This is a genomic window from Rhizobium sp. BK313 (assembly GCF_014193655.1).
In the GTDB taxonomy this organism is placed as follows: Bacteria; Pseudomonadota; Alphaproteobacteria; order Rhizobiales; family Rhizobiaceae; genus Rhizobium.
Map to the genome: position 1 here is coordinate 1,519,537 of NZ_JACHZQ010000001.1, position 18,705 is coordinate 1,538,241.

Sequence of the window (18,705 nt, forward strand, 5' to 3'; positions counted from 1 at the left end):
GAAATTTTAATGACGACCGCAAGCGAAATTCTCAAACAAATCAAGGATAACGACGTCAAGTTCGTTGACCTGCGGTTCACGGATCCCAAGGGCAAGCTGCAGCATGTCACGATGGACATCGCCTGCGTCGATGAAGACATGTTCGCCGATGGCGTCATGTTCGACGGCTCCTCGATTGCGGGTTGGAAGGCCATCAACGAATCCGACATGGTGCTGATGCCCGACACCGATACGGTTCACATGGACCCGTTCTTCGCGCAGTCCACCATGGTCATCCTCTGTGACATTCTCGACCCGATCTCGGGCGAAGCCTACAACCGCGACCCGCGCGGCACCGCCAAGAAGGCTGAAGCCTATCTCAAGGCATCCGGCATCGGCGACACCGCCTTCTTCGGTCCGGAAGCTGAATTCTTCGTCTTCGACGACGTCAAGTACAAGGCTGATCCGTACAACACCGGCTTCAAGCTCGATTCCAGCGAACTGCCGTCCAACGACGACACCGACTATGAAACCGGCAACCTCGGTCACCGTCCGCGTGTCAAGGGCGGTTACTTCCCGGTTCCTCCGGTCGACAGCGCCCAGGACATGCGTTCGGAAATGCTGACGGTGCTCACCGAAATGGGCGTCGTCGTCGAAAAGCATCACCACGAAGTCGCTGCAGCCCAGCACGAGCTTGGCATCAAGTTCGACACGCTGGTCCGCAACGCCGACAAGATGCAGATCTACAAGTACGTCGTGCACCAGGTCGCCAATGCCTACGGCAAGACGGCGACCTTCATGCCGAAGCCGATCTTCGGCGATAACGGCTCGGGCATGCACGTCCACCAGTCGATCTGGAAGGGCGGCAAGCCGACCTTCGCGGGCGACGAATATGCGGGTCTTTCCGAGAGCTGCCTCTACTACATCGGCGGCATCATCAAGCACGCCAAGGCCATCAACGCCTTCACCAACCCGTCGACGAACTCCTACAAGCGTCTGGTTCCAGGCTATGAAGCTCCGGTTCTGCTCGCCTATTCGGCTCGCAACCGTTCGGCTTCCTGCCGTATCCCGTTCGGCTCCAACCCGAAGGCAAAGCGCGTCGAAGTCCGCTTCCCTGACCCGACCGCAAATCCCTATCTCGCCTTCGCCGCCATGCTGATGGCCGGCCTCGACGGCATCAAGAACAAGATCCATCCGGGCAAGGCCATGGACAAGGACCTGTACGACCTGCCGCCGAAGGAGCTGAAGAAGATCCCGACGGTCTGCGGTTCGTTGCGCGAAGCGCTCGAGACCCTCGACAAGGACCGCAAGTTCCTGACCGCCGGCGGTGTCTTCGACGACGACCAGATCGATGCGTTCATCGAACTGAAGATGCAGGAAGTCATGCGTTTCGAAATGACCCCGCATCCGGTCGAATACGATATGTACTACTCGGCATAAGAACCGAGGTGAAAGCCCCGGTTTCGCCGGGGCTTTTTCATACTGGGCAAGCATGAAGGAGATAGGTCTCCCTCACGTCTGCCTTGCTGAGAGTCACATTTCGTGCATCGCACAACCGAACTATAAAAGGCTATTAACGTTGAGCGAATGTGACGGTTACATGAAGGAATGGGGGCAAAATCCTTGATATCGGCGGTGAAACTCACCACATGATTGCTTGAAAGGAAGTCGCGCCATGAAACAACGCAACGCAAAATTTAATATCGGCGAAGTGGTTCGGCACCGGATGTTTCCATTCCGCGGTGTCATCTTCGACGTCGACCCGGAGTTCGCCAATACCGAAGAATGGTGGAATTCCATTCCGGCGGAAGTGCGGCCCAGCAAGGACCAGCCCTTCTATCACCTTCTCGCCGAAAACGACGAGACTGAATATGTCGCATACGTATCCGAGCAGAACCTGATCAGCGACGAGAGCGGCGTCCCGCTTCGTAACCCGCAGATCGCTCAGATATTCGACAAGGCGCCTACAGGCGAGTTCAAGCCCAAGATGAGCTTCGCCCACTAAGCGTTAATTCCGCGCAGGTTTTTCGAAGGGAAGACGCCCCAACGTCTTCCCTTTCGTGTTTCTGGCCTTTCGTGTTTCTGGACATACAGCCATAACAAAAAAGCCCGGCGCACAGCCGGGCTTTTTGTGAAATCCTGAAAGCGCCGCAGCTTACTGCTGCTTCGCGGCCTTCTGAGCGTCTTCCAGCTTCTTGCGGGCTTCCTCAGCCTTTTTCTGCATGCTGTCCTGCAGGCTCTTCTGGCTTTCGGCGAGCTTCGAGTCGGAGATCGCTGCGCCGTCATAGGCCGCGCCGAAACCATCGAGTGAGATCTTGATCGGGTTCGGAGCGCGACGGAAGTTGATCGAGGTGAAGGTCACGTCGGTGCCCTTCTTCAAGGCCGCGATCATGGCGTCGGTCAGCGGCACTTCGGCAGTGCACTTGTCCGGCAGGCAGACTGCGTAATCGATCTTCTGGCCCTTGCCGCCATCGACCTGCATGGTGATGCCCGGAGCGATCAGACGTGCGGTCGGAACGGAAATCTGCAGGATCTTGCGGTTGACCTTGCCGTCGATCGAGATGAGGCCGACCGCGGTCACTAGCTGGCCGTTGTTGGCCATGATCAGGTTCTGAACGATGCAGATATCGGCGTCGTCCTGTTTGGTGCAGGTCTTGTACCAGCCGAGGCGCGGTTGGCTGGCGTCGCCACCACCGTCAGCGGGAGCTGCGTCTGAGGCATCCTGAGCGAAAGCAGCCGCCGGAAGCGCTGCGCCGATCATGAGAGCCAGAGCAGAGAGTCCTGCCCGCATTTTGTTGTCAGTCTTGAACATCATAGCGAAAGCGCCTCCTGAAATCCGATGCGGTGCGACAGCCTGCCGCCCCGTGCCAATCGGGTCAAACCGCCGTCCACCTGTCGAAAGATTAAGGCAAATGCATGACCCGAGAAACCCGGCATCCCTGTTACATCGCACCGGCGCGGATATCCAGCTTTTCTTTGGCCTTTTCTGTCAAGACCCAAGAATTCCCCTAGGCGCGTGTTGGATTCGGCACTCTCATGATAAGGTTCCGCAGAATCATGCCCCTTACCGGAAAGGATGCCATGCAAGCGCTCCGGATCGCTATTTTCCTGTTCTTCTCAGCATTCTGCAGTGCGGCGGCCGCCCAGCCGCTTTTTGGTATCGCAATGCATGGAGATCCTGCCTTACCGTCGGACTATACCCATTTCCCTTACGTCAATCCGAACGTCAAAAAGGGCGGCCATGTCAGCTATGGTGTCGTCGGCACCTTCGACAATCTCAATCCTTTCATTCTGAAAAGCATGCGCACGACAGCGCGCGGCATGTGGGACCCGGAATTTGGCAATCTCGTCTACGAGCCGCTGATGCAGCGCTCGCGTGACGAACCCTTCACACTGTACGGATTGCTGGCTCAGACGGTCGAGTGGGACGAGAGCCGCAGCTATCTCCAGTTCAACCTCAATCCGAACGCCAAGTGGTCGGACGGGCAGCCGGTGACTCCAGACGATGTGATTTTCACCTTTCAGTTGCTGCGCGATAAGGGCCGCGTACCATTTTCGTCCTGGCTCGATACGATCGGCAAAATCGAAAAAGTCGGCGACCATAGCGTTCTGATCCATTTCAACGACAAGGCCAACCGCGAAACACCTCTGATCATCGCGTCGTCGCTGCCGATCCTGCCGAAACACGCGATCGATCCTGATAGCTTTGACCGGACCACACTCAGCATCCCGATCGGTTCCGGCCCCTACAGGGTCAAGAGTATCGACCCCGGCCAACGCATCGTTTTCGAACGCAATCCCGACTATTGGGGCAAGGATATCCCCTCCAAGGTCGGCGTCGATAATTATGACGAGATCGCCGTCAACTATTTCCTGCAGGACACGACACTGTTCGAAGCCTTCAAGAAAGGCGATGTCGACGTCTATTCGGACGGCAGCCCGGGCCATTGGCAGCAGGCCTATGATTTCCCGGCCGTGACCTCCGGCGCCGTCATCAAGGACGTTTTCACGCCGAAATTGCCGAGCGGCATGCTCGGTTTCGTCTTCAACACGCGCCGGCCGATCTTTGCCAACAAAAAGGTCCGACAGGGCCTGGCGCTCGCCTTCGACTTCGAATGGGTGAACCGTAACCTCTCCTCGGATGCCTACACGCGCACGGAAAGCTACTGGCAAAACTCCGATCTCTCGTCGTTCGGCGTGCCCGCGGATGCGCATGAACTCGCCATGCTCGGCCAGATCAAGGATCGCATCGATCGCGATGTGCTTGACGGCACCTACAAGCTGCCCGTCAGCGACGGTTCCGGCCGCGACCGCGCTATCCTGCGCAAGGCTGTGGGTCTGCTGAAGGAAGGCGGCTACACGATCCAGGGCGAAAAGATGGTCGACAGCGCCGGGCGTCAACTCAGCTTCGAGATCATGACGCAGAATGCCGACCAGGAGCGCATCGCTATCGCCTATCGCCGTTCTCTGGCGCTGCTCGGCATCGCGGTGACGATCCGCACGGTCGATGATTCGCAATATCAGCGCCGGACGATCAGCTACGACTATGACATGATCATCAAGTCCTATCCCTCGTCGCTATCGCCGGGCACCGAACAGCTCGGGCGCTGGGGTTCGGTGGCCGCCAAGACCGAAGGCAGCTTCAATTTTGCCGGCGTCGCCGATCCCGATGTCGATACGTTGATCTCGCATTTCCTGACCGCTCACTCGGCCGAGGATTTCCGCGACGCCGTGCGCTCTTTCGACCGCATGCTGATCTCTGGCTACTATCTCGTGCCGCTCTACCATATCGATCAGCAATGGGTGGCGCGGCGCAGCCGCATCGCTCATCCCGATGTCCTGCCGCTCTACGGCTATCAGTTGCCCGTTTGGTGGGACTCCTCGGTACAATAAAACGCCTTGGCCGCGAAATGTCGCGAGGTTCCCTTTCGGTAACCGGTTGAAGCCATCGGCCCAAAAGCTTAGATGGGTTTTTGAAACCAGATAAAGCGGAAGGACCTCGCCATGGAACGCATCACGATCGATATTGTCTCGGACGTCGTTTGTCCGTGGTGCTATCTCGGCAAAGCCCGCTTGGAGCTAGCAATTGCCGAAGTGCAGGACGAGGTGGGCGTCGATATCAACTGGCGGCCCTATCGCCTCAATCCCGACTATCCGCCTGAGGGCGTCGACCAAAAGAAGGCGCTGGCGCAAAAGCTCGGCGGCGAGGAGCGCGTCGCCCAGGCACACAAGATGCTGAGCGACCTCGGCCGCGAAATCGGCATCAACTTCGATTTCGGCGCGATCAAGATCGGCCCGAACACGCTCGATGCGCATCGCCTCATCCAATGGGCGGGGACCGAGGACCGCGAGAAGCAGGAGAAGGTGGTCAACGCCCTGTTCAAGGCCAACTTCGAGGAAGGCCGCAATATCGGCGACCACGCAGTCCTGCTGGATATCGCCGAAAAGGCCGGCCTCGACCGCTCCGTCATCGCAACGCTGCTCGCCTCCGATGCGGACCGCGACCTAGTGATCGGTGAGATCGACGCGGCGCAGAAGATCGGCGTCACCGGTGTGCCCTTCTTCATCTTCGACCAGCAATACGCCGTCAGCGGCGCCCAGACGCCGGACGTGCTGGCAGGAGCGCTGCGCGATATCGCCAAGCTGAAGGCCGAGGCGCGGGCTGGGATGAACTGATAACTGACACGGCCTGGAACATGCTTTTGAAAATGCTGCCCGCGTAAGGCGGCTACTTCGACAATTGCGACAGAAAGAAGCTGGCAGCGCTCTTGTGGGCTGCGCCGCTTTGCGGCGTTCCCGACTTCAGAAAGAAACCGTGCGCGCCTTCATAGACGTCCAGGCTCGCCGGGCCACCCAGATCCTGCGCCATCTGGCGCAGTTTTCGTCCGCCTGACAGAGGAAAGGTCTGGTCCTCGCGACCCCAGATCAGAAGCAACGGCGGCAGCGAATGCACAGGCTGCAAATAGCCGTCCGGGAAGCCGCCGTCGACCAACACCAGAGCACCTATGTCCGCTCTATTGGCCGATGCAGCGGAAGCAATCTGCGCGCCTAGCGATATACCGAGCACAGCCACCTTGCCGGCATGGCGAGGAGGAGCACTGAGATAGGAAACGACGCCTCGAACCGCTGCGATCCAGTCCGATTGCCGCGTAGCGTAGTACGCGATGCGTGCATGGGCACTGCCGGCGCTCGCGATGGCCTTAAGATCGGCCGGCGAAAGCGCGTGAACGAGATAGGCATCCAGACCGGCCGCTTCGAAGGTCTTGCCGATCTCGTCATAGGCGGGTGAACCGAAGCCCCTGCTGCCGCTCAAGATAATTACCGCCGGACGCGGTCCATTCACGTCATTCCCAAAGCTCTCAACTGCAACCGAGCCGCCTGACGTCTGCACCGTGAACAGTTGGCGACCGGCCGCCTGGGCGCTTGCGGATGGAGCCAGCGAGAGGAACGTGAAAATGATGGAAAGGACTGCGCGCATGAAGAGCCTTTGATTTCAGCATCGCCGATATCCTCGATATCCGCATCGGTGGTCCCGGTTGGCCCGGTGCCCTTCCCCTTACTTCGCCAGTTCCGCCAACTGCGTCATGACCACAGCCGCCCCCTGCAGCCGCTTTTCCGGCGTCGGCAAATCACGCGTCAGGAAGACACTATGGTCAGGGCGAATCTTCGCCATCGTGCCTTGCTTGGCGATATAGCCGACAAGGTTGGCCGGGTTCGGGAATTCCTTGTTGCGGAATTGCACGACGACGCCCTTCGGGCCGGCATCCAGTTTCTCGACGTTGGCGACGCGGCAGAGCGACTTGATATAGACGATCTTGAGAAGATGCTGCACTTCGATGGGCATTGAGCCGAAGCGGTCGATCATTTCGGCACCGAAACTATCGATTTCCTTGATTTCGGTGATCTCACCCAGGCGACGATAGAGCGCCATGCGCAGATGCAGATCCGGCACATAGTCGTCCGGGATCATAACCGGCGTACCAACGGAAATCTGCGGCGACCAGCCGGTATCCTGGATTTCGTCGACGCCCTTGACCTCGGCGACTGCCTCTTCGAGCATCTGCTGGTACAGTTCGAAACCGACTTCCTTGATATGGCCGGACTGTTCCTCGCCGAGCAGATTGCCGGCGCCGCGGATATCGAGGTCGTGGCTTGCGAGCTGGAAGCCGGCGCCGAGCGTATCGAGCGATTGCAGCACCTTGAGGCGGCGCTCGGCCGTTGTCGTCAGCACCTTGTTGACCGGTAGGGTAAACAGCGCGAAGGCACGGACCTTGGAGCGCCCGACGCGGCCGCGGAGCTGATAGAGCTGCGCCAGGCCGAACATGTCGGCGCGATGCACGATCAGCGTATTGGCCGTCGGCACGTCCAGACCTGATTCGACGATCGTGGTCGACAGCAGCACGTCATAGCGGCCTTCGTAGAAGGCGTTCATGATGTCTTCGAGCTCGCCGGCCGGCATCTGGCCATGGGCGACAGCGACCTTCAGCTCCGGTACGTCCGATTGCAGGAAAGCGTGAATATCGGCGAGATCGGCAAGGCGCGGGCAGACATAGAAGCTCTGGCCGCCGCGATAATGCTCGCGCATCAGTGTCTCGCGGATGACGAGCGAATCGAAAGGCGAAATGAAGGTGCGGACCGCCATGCGATCGACCGGAGGCGTGGTGATCAGCGACAGTTCGCGCACGCCGGTCATGGCGAGCTGCAGCGTGCGCGGGATCGGCGTTGCCGACAGCGTCAGCACGTGCACGTCGCTCTTCAGCTCCTTAAGCCGCTCCTTGTGCTTGACGCCGAAGTGCTGCTCTTCGTCGATGACCAGCAGCCCGAGATTGGCGAATTTGATACCGGCGCCGAGCAGCGCATGCGTGCCGACAACGATGTCGGTCTTGCCTTCTGCCACTTCCTTTTTGGTCAGCGCCAGATCCTTGGCGCCGACGAGGCGCGAGGCCTGCTGTATACGGATCGGCAGGCCGCGGAAGCGCTCTGAGAAAGTCTTGAAATGCTGGCGAGAAAGCAGCGTCGTCGGTACGACGATGGCGACCTGCGCGCCGTTCATGGCGGCAACGAAGGCCGCGCGCAACGCCACCTCGGTCTTGCCGAAACCGACGTCGCCGCAGACGAGGCGATCCATGGGCCGGCCGGCGCCGAGATCGTCGCGCACCGCGTCGATGGCGTTCATCTGATCTTCGGTCTCGTCATAGGGGAAGCGGGCAGCAAACTCGTCATAGAGCCCGTCCGGCGCGGTCAATACCGGCGCATGCCGCGTCAAGCGTTCGGCAGCCACGCGGATCAGCGCTCCGGCCATGTCCAGCAGGCGCTTCTTGAGCTTGGCCTTGCGCATCTGCCAGGCGCCGCCGCCGAGCTTGTCGAGCTGCGCCTCGGTGCCCTCGCCGCCGTAACGAGACAGCAGATCGATGTTTTCGACCGGCAGGAACAGCTTGGCGTCGTCGGCATACCACAGCTCGAGGCAGGCATGCGGTGCGCCGGCGGCCTCAATGGTTCTAAGACCAACGAAACGACCGATGCCGTGTTCGGTGTGGACGACGATCGAACCCTCGTCGAGACCGGCGACCTCGGAGATGAAATCGGCAGCCCGTTTGCGGCGCTTGGAGCGGCGCACCATGCGATCGCCGAGAATATCCTGCTCGCCGATCACGACGAGATCGCCGGCCTCGAAGCCAGCCTCCAGGCTGAGCACGGCCGCGGCCGCTTCGCCCTTCGCCAGAGTGCTGAGGTCCTTGAAGGCCTCAATCGTCTTGACGCGGGCAAGCCCGTGTTCGGCCAGAACCTGTAACAGACGATCGAGCGAGCCTTCCGTCCAGGCTGATATCAAGACCTTGCCGCCGGCAGCGCGACGGTCGGCGATGTGTTTGACCACAGCATCAAAGACGTTGACACGTTCGTTGTCAGCGCCATCGGTCGACGATCGCGCCCAACGCGGCCCTTGACGGGCATCGACGCTAACCACGCGGCGGCCCTCGCCCTCATGCTCATTAAAAGGCGAAATGCGTATGGCATCGAGGGCATCGAGCACCTTCGCGAAGGTGCCGCCATCGAGATAGAGCTGGCCTGGCGTTACCGGCTTGTAGGGCGTGCCCTGCGCCATCTGACCCTTGGCCGCCTGCCCGGAGTTCAGGCGGGCGTCGTAATAGTCGAAAACGAGTTTAGAGCGCTCCTCGGCGGCTTCGCGCACCGTATGGTCAGTGACGAGACGGAAGCCCTCGAGATAGTCGAAAACCGTTTCCAGCTTTTCATAGAACAGCGGCAGCCAGTGTTCCATGCCGGCATAGCGACGGCCTTCGGAGACGGCGACATAAAGTGCGTCGTCACGCGTCGCCGCGCCGAAAGCGGAGAGATAGTTCTTACGAAAGCGGCTGATCGTATCCGGCGTCAGCGTCACCTCACTCATCGGGTTGAGGTCGAGGGAACGTATCTGGCCGATGGTGCGCTGGCTGGCGGGATCGAAGCTGCGGATGCTTTCCAGGGTATCGCCGAAGAAATCGAGGCGTACGGGCTCTTCCGTGCCTGGAACAAAGACATCGAGAATGCCGCCACGTACGGCATACTCGCCGACTTCGCGCACCGTCGCCACGCGATCGAAACCATTGCGCTCCAGGCGGCTTGCAATGTCATCCATGCGTACCTGATTGCCCGGCCGAGCGGAAAAGGCGAGGCTTTCTATCACGTCCTGCGGGGCAACCTTCTGCAGCATGGCGTTGACCGTCACCAAGACGATTGCCGGATGAGGCTTATGATGATGGGCAATCAGACCAGAGAGCGCCGCCAGACGGCGGGCCGAAGTGTCGGAACTCGGCGAAACGCGGTCATAGGGAAGGCAGTCCCAAGCAGGCAGCGTCAATACCGGAATGTCGGGCGCGATGAAGCCGAGCATCTGTTCGACATCAGCCATATGCTGGCCATCGGACATGACATAGGCAACGGGTTGGCCCGTCTTCGCCAGCTCGGCCAGCAAAAAAGGCTCCAGGCCGGCGGGAACATGGCCGACCGTCAGCGGCTCGCTTGCCGCGATCAGTTTCTTCGCATCGAAACCAGGGATCATTTGGTTAGTCCGAACCTTTCGGCGATCTCTTCGAAATCGGGCTTATAGGACGTCAGGCGTTCAAAGAGCGGAGTCTGCAGATGTTGTGGCGTCGGCTGGCTACCGAGGATCCACCTGAGAAGATCATTGTCCTCCTCGGCCATGATGCGCTCGAATTCATCAAGTTCGGCCTCGGTAAGCCCAGGCAATTCGTTGTCGGCGAACTGACCGAACACAAGATCCATCTCGCGGATACCGCGGTGCCAACAGCGAAACAGAATGCGCCGGCGGCGGGGATCGAGATCGGCACTGCTGAGTGTCAGCCCAGTCATCAAAAACACCTTTATGTTGATGCGTCTCTATAAAACCAGCCTTGAAAGGTGGGAACCGGTTTTTCGGAAAAAAGCACCTGACATGCAATTTTCCGGGGAGTGTGCACCTTGTGAAAGCCTCCGCGACTGTCAGGCCTTGCCAAGCCTACCCTCCCCGTCGCATTTTGCCGGCCATGCGTCCCGCCATCCTCGATCCGCTGTTTGCCTCCATCTCTTCGCTGTCAGGCGTCGGGCCGAAGGCTGCCGAGCTGCTGGTGAAGTTGCTCGATCGGGAGACCATCGACGATTGCCGCGTCATTGATCTGCTCTTTCATGCGCCGCATTCCATCATCGACCGACGCGAGCAGCCGGGCATTGCGCGGGCGCCGCAGGGGGCAATCGTCACCATCACCGGCCGCGTCGACCGCCACCAGCCGCCGCCGAACGCACGCAGCAACGTGCCCTACCGCGTCTTCATGCATGACGAGACCGGTGAGCTCGGCCTGGTGTTCTTCCGCGGCAAGGCGCAATGGCTGGAAAAGCAACTGCCGATCGATGAGATGGTGACTGTCAGCGGCAAGGTCGACTGGTTCAACGGTCGCCCGTCGATGGTGCATCCGGACTATATCATGCGCGAAAGCGAGGCGGAGAACCTGCCGCTGGTCGAGCCGGTCTATCCCCTGACCGCCGGGCTCTCGCCAAAATTCCTACGCAAGACCATCGAAGCGGCGATGACGCGCATGCCCGAGTTGCCGGAATGGGACGATGTGGCGCTCACTCAGAAGCAGGGCTTCCCATCGATCTCAGACAGCTTTCACATGCTGCACGCGCCGCGCGATGCCGCCGATATCGACTCGCAGACGCCGGCCCGCCGCCGACTTGCCTATGACGAATTCCTAGCCGGGCAGTTGTCGCTGTCGCTCGTGCGCCAACGCCTGCGCAAAGTCGCGGGGCAGCCCGTGAATCCCACTGGATCAATCAGCCGGAAGATATTGGAATCCCTGCCCTTCTCCATGACGAACAGTCAGAGCGAAGCCATCGCCGATATCTTGAAGGACATGGCCGGCACGGAGCGTATGCTGCGGCTGCTGCAAGGTGACGTCGGTGCCGGCAAGACGTTGGTGGCACTGATGGCGATTGCGGCCGTCATCGAAAGCGGCGGCCAGGCCGTGCTGATGGCGCCGACCGAAATCCTGGCGCGGCAACATCATGCAACGATCTCGAAATTCGCCGCCAGCGCCGATCTTTCCGTCGAAGTCCTGACCGGCCGCACCAAGGGCCGCGAACGCGACGCCATCCTCGAACGCATCGCCTCGGGCGAGGCACAGATCGTGATCGGCACGCATGCGCTGTTCCAGGATAGCGTGACCTATGCCAATCTCATGCTGGCCGTCGTCGACGAACAGCACCGTTTCGGCGTCCATCAGCGGCTGCGGCTGACGGCGAAGGGCATCTCGCCGCATATGCTGGTCATGACCGCGACGCCGATCCCGCGCACGCTGGTGCTTGCCGCCTTCGGCGACATGGACGTTTCCAAGCTCACGGAAAAGCCCGCCGGCCGCAAGCCGATCCAGACGATCACCATTCCGAGCGAACGAACCGGCGATATCGTATCTCGACTAGGAAGCGCACTTTCCGAAGGCAAAAAAGCCTATTGGATTTGTCCACTTGTGGAAGAATCCGAAGAATCGGATTTAATGTCGGTCGAGGAGCGGCATGCGACCTTGACCAAGGCACTCGGAGCCGGGATCGGGCTCATCCACGGCCGCATGAGCGGACCGGAGAAGGATGCCGTGATGATGGCCTTCAAGAACGGCGAAATCCGTCTGCTGGTCGCCACCACTGTCGTCGAGGTCGGCGTCGACGTTCCGGATGCGACGATCATGGTGATCGAGCATGCCGAGCGTTTCGGGCTCGCGCAATTGCACCAGTTGCGTGGCCGCGTCGGACGCGGCGACGAGGCGTCTACCTGTATTCTGCTTTACAAGGGCCCGCTCGGTGAAACCGGCCATGCACGGCTATCGATCATGCGCGACACTGAGGATGGTTTTCGCATTGCCGAGGAGGATCTGAAGCTGCGTGGTGAAGGCGAGTTGCTCGGCACCCGCCAATCCGGAACACCGGGCTTCCGCATCGCCAGCCTCGAGGCCCACGCCGATCTCCTGGAGATCGCCCGCAAGGATGCCGCCTATCTGATCGATCGCGATCCGGAACTGACCAGCGAGCGCGGGATGGCGGTGCGCACCCTGCTCTACCTCTTCCGCCGCGACGAGGCGATCCGGTTTCTGAGAGCAGGATAGGCGGATGGACGCGGCAATCGCGTCCATCCAAGTCAAAGCCGTTACTTGGCCGAAAGGCCGGGGATCGTGACCTGGAACACCTGGAACATGGTGTCGACATCAGCTCCACCATCGCCCTTGTAGGCCGCGCCAACCTGGAAGCCGTCCTGGGTCAGGAAGTCGTTGTCGTTGGCGACGAACAGGAAGTAATCATTCGGCAGGTTCGGATCGAGAACGCTGGCGAGCGACATGGCCTCCCACTTTTCGGAAAGGTTGTTGCGATCGTTCGGCGCACCATTGTGAAGACCGAAGCGAGCGAGATCGGCGCTGTCGTTGATGTCGATGAACTGACTCACCGTCGCCGGCTTCACGGAAGCATCGACGACACCCTTTGGAGCGACTGGCTTGTCGGCGTCGAATGCTGTGCCGTGAATGTCGGTGGCAGCGGAGACATCGACGATGTCGATGCTGCGGTAGAGCGACTTTTCGCCCTTCTGGCCATAACCATTGCCGCTGTCACGAGCGAGCATCAGGAACGATTGCGGCGAGAGTGCTACGATTTCGCTCTGGGCGGCAACGATCGTCTTACCCTTGTCGTCCTTAAAGACCGGCAGCGGCACGACATATTCATGCACGAGCTTCAGATGCGCCAGATCGGCGGCATCATAAACCAGTGCGCGAGTGTTCTGCCGGGTCGAACCGGAATCGCCACCGTCTTGGCGCGTGGCGGACTGCAGCACGGCGATCAGGAACTTTCCGTCCGGGGTCATCGACATACCCTCGAGGCCTTGGTTGTTCTGGCGGCCGCTGCTCGGATCCTTCGGATCGGGAGCTGTTTCGCCGGGGCCTGGATTGTTGGAAGCAAAGTTCACGGCACCGTGGCGCATCGGCAGCAGTGCGTCCGGTGGCTGGGTGGCCGACATCATCTGACCATCCGCGGAGAAACGGTAGATATAGGGACCGTATTCGTCGCTGATGAACATCGTGCCGTCGGGCAGACGGACTATAGCTTCATTGTCGAGCGCGATCTTGCCGTTCGGCGCTTGTGGTAGCAGCGGCATACCATCGGCCGGATTGCGAACACCGTTAGCGGGGTCGAGGCCGGTCGTGTCAGCGCCCTTGTTGTCGGTCAGCATCATGGTGTCAGCAAGCTTGGCGTCGACACCAGACTGTTCCTTGCCGGCCGGCGGCGTTGCGCCCGGAGCGGCTGGGGTCAACTGGACATCGATGGTGTTGAGACGCGGGCGATAGTCGGTTGTGCCGACAGCATTATAGCCGCGATCCGGCAGCAGCCACAGCGAACCCTTGTAAGAACCATCGGCATTGCGCACCCAGCTTTTTGTATCGATCGACATGCCCGAGCCGGAGCCGAAGGTTTCGCCGAACTTGTCGCGCTGATTGGCTGGAATGCGGCCGATTGCGACGCGGCCCTTATTGACCAGGGTGACACTGCCGACAGTGACGGAGTTATCAGCAAAGGCTGCGACCGGCGCAGCGAAAACGAAAGTAGCGAGCGCTGCAGAGAGCAGCGGCAAAGTCATTGAACGCAAGTCTTTCACGGCAATATCCTCCTGATGAAAAAGCTCTTTTGCTGGAATGGCATTCACCTCCAAACCGGCCCAAAGCCGCGTCGAACGATGGCGTCCGGCTCTATTGGTCCCAGACCTTCGATGATGAGATGCGCCCGATTGCCCTTCCGGCAGACGGTCTAAGACGGCAACATGATAGGGACATGACAACTCGCCCCAAACGCGTGGGCGATACACAAGGACATCGGAAAAAGCGTGGTTCTAAGACAAAGTTTTTGCGGGCACCGGCAACGGCGGCGGCAGTTCCTTGCCGATCAGCTTTTCACGATATTCCGGCGAGACCAGGCCGCCCGAAATCAGCAGCTTGGCACCGTCTTCCGGGCTCATGTCCAGAATCGTGATTTTTTCGCGCGGAACGAAAACCAGGAAACCGGCCGTTGGGACCGGTGTCGGCGGCAGGAAAACGGCTACCATGTCATGTCCCATGGCATTGAACTTCGAGGCGATTTCGCCCTTGGCGTCGGTCGAGATAAACACCATCGACCAAAGGCCGGGGCTGGGATATTCAATTAGCCCGACTTTCTTGAAAGACGTGCCCTGTTCCTTCAGCACTGTTTCGAAAATCTGCTTCACGCTCTTGTAGATGGTTCGCACCAGCGGCACGCGCTGGACGATCGATTCGCCGAAGCGGACGATGCTCTGACCGATGAGGTTTTTAGCGAGGAAACCGACGACCGTGATGAAGATCATCGCGATCACCAGACCGGTGCCGGGAACGGCGAAGTTGAGATAGCTCTCGGGATCGTAGCGTGCCGGAATATAGGGCCTGACCCAGCTATCGGCCCAGTGGACCACCGACCAGGTGAGCCAGAGCGTAATGGCGATCGGCGCACAGATAATGAGGCCCGCCAGGAAATTGTTTCTGATCCGCGTTGCCACAGATATTTTGATGGGTTTTTCCGTCATTCGCCGTTCGAAAACTCCGTTCCGTCGCCAACCGCTAACCGGCAAATTCTCCCCACCATCTCCCCTATGAAACGTGCCAGAAATCAGCGCGTCGCACAACCCGGCAGTCACGCCGTCGGCCCGGATCAGAGCCCGGTTCACGACGACGTTATTTTAGGAAAAGAGCAGGCGAATGCGGCCTATTCCACCGTCACCGACTTGGCTAGATTGCGCGGCTGATCGACGTCCGTGCCCATGAAGACAGCGGTGTGATAGGCGAGCAGTTGGATCGGCAGCGAGAAGATCATCGGAGCGATGATTTCATCGACAACAGGCAGGGTGATCGTCGCCATGGTCGGCAAGGTCGAGGCAGCAGCCCCAGCCTCGTCGGTGATGAAGATGATGCGGCCGCCCCGCGCCGCCACCTCCTGCATATTGGAGACGGTCTTGTCGAAGAAGCGGTCGTAGGGCGCAATGACGATTACAGGCATGTTCTCGTCGATCAGCGCAATCGGTCCATGTTTCAGCTCGCCGGCGGCATAGCCTTCGGCGTGGATGTAGGAGATTTCCTTGAGCTTCAACGCACCTTCCATCGCCAGCGGGAAGCTGGTGCCGCGGCCGAGATAAAGCACATCGTTGAATTTGGAGATCTCGCGGGCAAGGCTTTCCATCTGCGGCTGGATGATATTCAGCACCCGGGCCATGATGCGCGGCATCTCGACGAGGTGGCCTACCATCGCCTGTTCATCCTCGGCACTGACCGTGCCACGCGCCTTGCCGGCGCCGATCGCCAAAGACGCCAGAACGGCAAGCTGGCAGGTGAAGGCCTTGGTCGAAGCAACGCCGATTTCGGGGCCGGCCATGATCGGAAACACCGCATCGGATTCGCGCGCGATGGTCGACTCCTTGACATTGACGACGGCACCGATCTTCAGACCGTTCTCTCTGCAGTAGCGCAGCGACGCCAGCGTATCGGCCGTTTCCCCTGATTGCGAGATGAACAGCGCGGCTTGCGAGGGCGATAGCGGCATCTCACGATAGCGGAATTCGGAGGCGACATCGATCTCCACCGGCAGGCGGGCGTAGCGCTCGAACCAATATTTGCCGATCAGGCCGGCGAGATAAGCCGTGCCGCAGGCTGAGATCGCCAAGCTGGATACTGCGTTGAAATCGATCGCCGACGCATTCGGGCGCACCCTATGACTGACAAAATCGACATATTGGCTGAGCGCATGGGAGATCACCTCCGGCTGCTCATAGATTTCCTTCTCCATAAAGTGGCGATGATTGCCCTTGTCGACCACATAGGCAGTCGCCTGCGAAATCTGGCGAGGGCGGCTGACCTCCTGGCCCTTGAAGTCGACGATGATGGCACCGCCGCGAGTGATGATCGCGCAATCGCCATCGACAAGATAGGTGATCTCATTGGTGAAGGGTGCCAGCGCGATGGCGTCGGAACCGAGGAACATCTCGCCGTCACCAAAACCGATGGCGAGCGGCGGGCCGGAGCGGGCTGCCATCAGCGTATCGGGATCGTTCTGGAACATGACGACGAGTGCATATGCACCGGTCACCCGATTCAACATCTTCAGCATCGCCGCTCGCGGATCGAGGCCCTGACGGATATATCCCGCCAGGAGATGCGCCACGACTTCCGTATCGGTCTGTGTGGCGAACACCTTGCCTTCGGCCCTCAATTCCTCACGCAATTCGGAGAAATTCTCGATGATGCCATTGTGGACGACGGCGACGCCTTCGACGAAATGAGGATGGGCGTTGGTTTCGTTAGGAACGCCGTGTGTCGCCCATCGGGTGTGAGCAATGCCGGTCACACCGGGTAACGGCTCAATGTCCAGACGCTTTTCGAGATTGAAGAGTTTCCCTTCGGCGCGGCGGCGGTCCATGACGCCTTCATGGATGGTCGCAACGCCAGCCGAATCGTAGCCACGATATTCGAGACGCCGCAAAGCATCCACCAACCGTCCCGCCACAGGCTTCGTTCCGACAATCCCCACAATGCCGCACATACACTTCTCCGTCAGGCCCAAAATATTGGAGCAAGTCCTATTGATTCTAGCAGTTTTCTCAATTGCTGCGATGGTCACTTTCGGTTTCCAACCGTTACGCGATCCTATCGCGCCGCACGCCACAAAGACGCATCGGCACTCTAAAGTAGCGCATAATCGCATCCTCAAATCGATTCCGATTTAAGGAGCCATAGGCTGGACTTTAGGCTTAGTGGCTGCCCTTCTTCGCCGCCTTTATGGCAAGAGCCCGCTCTCGAATGACCTTGGCACGGCCAGGCTTCACCTCCTGGCGGGCGCGGCCGAAGGCAAGCGCTTCGGCGGGGACGTCCTCGGTGATGACACTACCCGAGGCGACATAGGCGTTGTCGCCGATGCGCACGGGCGCAACGAGCGACGAGTTCGAGCCGATGAAGCTGTTTACGCCGATGTGAGTCTCATGCTTGTTGACCCCATCATAGTTGCACGTAATCGTGCCCGCACCGATATTGCTGCCGGCCCCGACCGTCGCGTCGCCGATATAGGTCAGATGGTTGACCTTCGCGCCCTCACCGATTTTGCCGTTCTTCACCTCGCAGAAATTGCCGACCTTCGAACCACCAGCAAGGTCTGCGCCCGGGCGCAACCGCGCGAACGGGCCGACCGTCGCGCCGGCGCTGACATGCGCGCCTTCGATATGCGAGAAGGCGTGGATGACCGCGCCGCGGTCGATGACGGTACCGGGACCGAAAACGACGTTCGGTTCAATCAGCGAGTCCTGGCCGATCAACGTATCGTAGGCAAGAAACACTGTTTCCGGCGCGATCATGGTAACGCCCGAAAGCATCAATTCATGACGTCGCCGCTCCTGCCAGAGCCGCTCGATAACGGCGAGTTCGGCGCGGTTGTTGCAGCCGGTCATCTCCACTTCAGGCGCGTCGACCGCGACGGCGCGGCCGCCGAGCGAGCGGGCGATCTCTACGAGATCGGTGAGATAATATTCGCGCTTGGCATTGTTGTTGCCGATGCGGTCGAGCAGCTCCAGCGCCTTGCGGCCGTTGATCGCCATCAGGCCGCTATTGCACCAAGTCACCGCAAGCTCGGCATCGGTCGCATCCTTCGCCTCGCGAATGGCGATCAGTTCGCCATCCTTGACGAGCAGCCGGCCGTAAGCGTTGGGGTTTTCCGTATGAAAGCCGATGACGACGATGTCATTGCCCGCGGCGAGCCCTTCGCGCGCAGCGCGAAGCGGCGCATCCGTGAGCAGCGGCACATCACCGTATGCCACCAGGATGTCGTCATAACCTTCGGCGATCGCCTCACGGGCGGCGAGCACCGCATGGCCGGTGCCGAGACGCTCCTTCTGCAGATAGGCCTCTACCTTGACGCCGCCGATGCCGGCTGCGGCAGTCACCTCCTCCGCATCGCGGCCGACGACGAGTGCGGCAGCGGAAATATCAGCCTTGGCGATCGCTTCCATCACATGCGCTATCATCGGACGACCGGCGATCGGATGCAGGACCTTGGAGATAGACGACTTCATACGGGTGCTGTCGCCGGCGGCGAGGATGATGGCGAGGCAGGTGCGTTCCATTTCAAGCTCCGAAAGATACGGTCCGACGA

General features: G+C 60.0%; 13 protein-coding genes. 5 read left to right on the top strand and 8 right to left on the bottom strand.

What is annotated here, in order from left to right:
* Positions 1-9: 9 nt before the first annotated feature.
* On the top strand, positions 10-1,419 hold the full coding sequence (gene glnA, locus FHT86_RS07195) for a type I glutamate--ammonia ligase (RefSeq protein WP_133706170.1): 1,410 nt from the start codon (positions 10-12) through the stop codon (positions 1,417-1,419).
* Between the two features lie 235 nt (positions 1,420-1,654).
* Positions 1,655-1,984: a heat shock protein HspQ gene (hspQ, locus tag FHT86_RS07200; protein ID WP_133706171.1), complete on the top strand. Its 330-nt coding sequence runs from the start codon at positions 1,655-1,657 to the stop codon at positions 1,982-1,984.
* 150 nt (positions 1,985-2,134) lie between these two features.
* On the opposite strand, the gene FHT86_RS07205 is transcribed toward hspQ, so the two are convergent.
* Entirely contained in the window at positions 2,135-2,794 is a 660-nt protein-coding gene (locus FHT86_RS07205) for an invasion associated locus B family protein (protein WP_133706172.1), read from the bottom strand.
* A 266-nt stretch (positions 2,795-3,060) separates the two neighbouring features.
* Between FHT86_RS07205 and FHT86_RS07210 the strand changes: the two genes are divergently transcribed.
* Entirely contained in the window at positions 3,061-4,872 is a 1,812-nt protein-coding gene (locus FHT86_RS07210) for an extracellular solute-binding protein (protein WP_133706173.1), read from the top strand.
* A gap of 111 nt (positions 4,873-4,983) precedes the next feature.
* Positions 4,984-5,655 carry a DsbA family oxidoreductase gene (locus tag FHT86_RS07215; protein ID WP_133706174.1) on the top strand — a complete coding sequence of 224 codons (672 nt, stop codon included), beginning with the start codon at positions 4,984-4,986 and terminating at the stop codon, positions 5,653-5,655.
* Between the two features lie 52 nt (positions 5,656-5,707).
* Here FHT86_RS07215 and FHT86_RS07220 read toward each other — a convergent pair whose 3' ends face one another.
* The 3 genes from FHT86_RS07220 to FHT86_RS07230 form a co-directional block, all read right to left on the bottom strand.
* On the bottom strand, positions 5,708-6,457 hold the full coding sequence (locus tag FHT86_RS07220; RefSeq protein WP_133706175.1) for a dienelactone hydrolase family protein: 750 nt from the start codon (positions 6,455-6,457) through the stop codon (positions 5,708-5,710).
* A 78-nt stretch (positions 6,458-6,535) separates the two neighbouring features.
* The gene (gene mfd, locus FHT86_RS07225; RefSeq protein ID WP_133706176.1) at positions 6,536-10,036 is read right to left on the bottom strand and encodes a transcription-repair coupling factor; all 3,501 of its coding nucleotides are present in this window, start codon (positions 10,034-10,036) and stop codon (positions 6,536-6,538) included.
* Positions 10,033-10,347, bottom strand: a complete 315-nt coding sequence (locus FHT86_RS07230) for a succinate dehydrogenase assembly factor 2 (protein ID WP_133706177.1) — start codon at positions 10,345-10,347, stop codon at positions 10,033-10,035. The genes mfd and FHT86_RS07230 overlap by 4 nt, the downstream gene beginning before the upstream one ends.
* Positions 10,348-10,520: 173 nt before the next feature.
* Here FHT86_RS07230 and recG point away from each other — a divergent pair, with 173 nt between their 5' ends.
* On the top strand, positions 10,521-12,626 hold the full coding sequence (gene recG, locus FHT86_RS07235; RefSeq protein ID WP_133706178.1) for an ATP-dependent DNA helicase RecG: 2,106 nt from the start codon (positions 10,521-10,523) through the stop codon (positions 12,624-12,626).
* A 41-nt stretch (positions 12,627-12,667) separates the two neighbouring features.
* Here recG and FHT86_RS07240 read toward each other — a convergent pair whose 3' ends face one another.
* The 4 genes from FHT86_RS07240 to glmU form a co-directional block, all read right to left on the bottom strand.
* Complete coding sequence (locus tag FHT86_RS07240) at positions 12,668-14,146, bottom strand: esterase-like activity of phytase family protein (RefSeq protein WP_133707104.1); 1,479 nt, start codon at positions 14,144-14,146, stop codon at positions 12,668-12,670.
* A 249-nt stretch (positions 14,147-14,395) separates the two neighbouring features.
* Positions 14,396-15,100 (bottom strand): DUF502 domain-containing protein, encoded by a 705-nt coding sequence (locus FHT86_RS07245; RefSeq protein ID WP_133706179.1) that lies wholly within the window; start codon positions 15,098-15,100, stop codon positions 14,396-14,398.
* Between the two features lie 179 nt (positions 15,101-15,279).
* Positions 15,280-17,106, bottom strand: a complete 1,827-nt coding sequence (glmS, locus tag FHT86_RS07250) for a glutamine--fructose-6-phosphate transaminase (isomerizing) (RefSeq protein WP_133706180.1) — start codon at positions 17,104-17,106, stop codon at positions 15,280-15,282.
* Between the two features lie 208 nt (positions 17,107-17,314).
* Positions 17,315-18,676 (bottom strand): bifunctional UDP-N-acetylglucosamine diphosphorylase/glucosamine-1-phosphate N-acetyltransferase GlmU, encoded by a 1,362-nt coding sequence (gene glmU, locus FHT86_RS07255; RefSeq protein ID WP_133706181.1) that lies wholly within the window; start codon positions 18,674-18,676, stop codon positions 17,315-17,317.
* Positions 18,677-18,705: the final 29 nt, after the last annotated feature.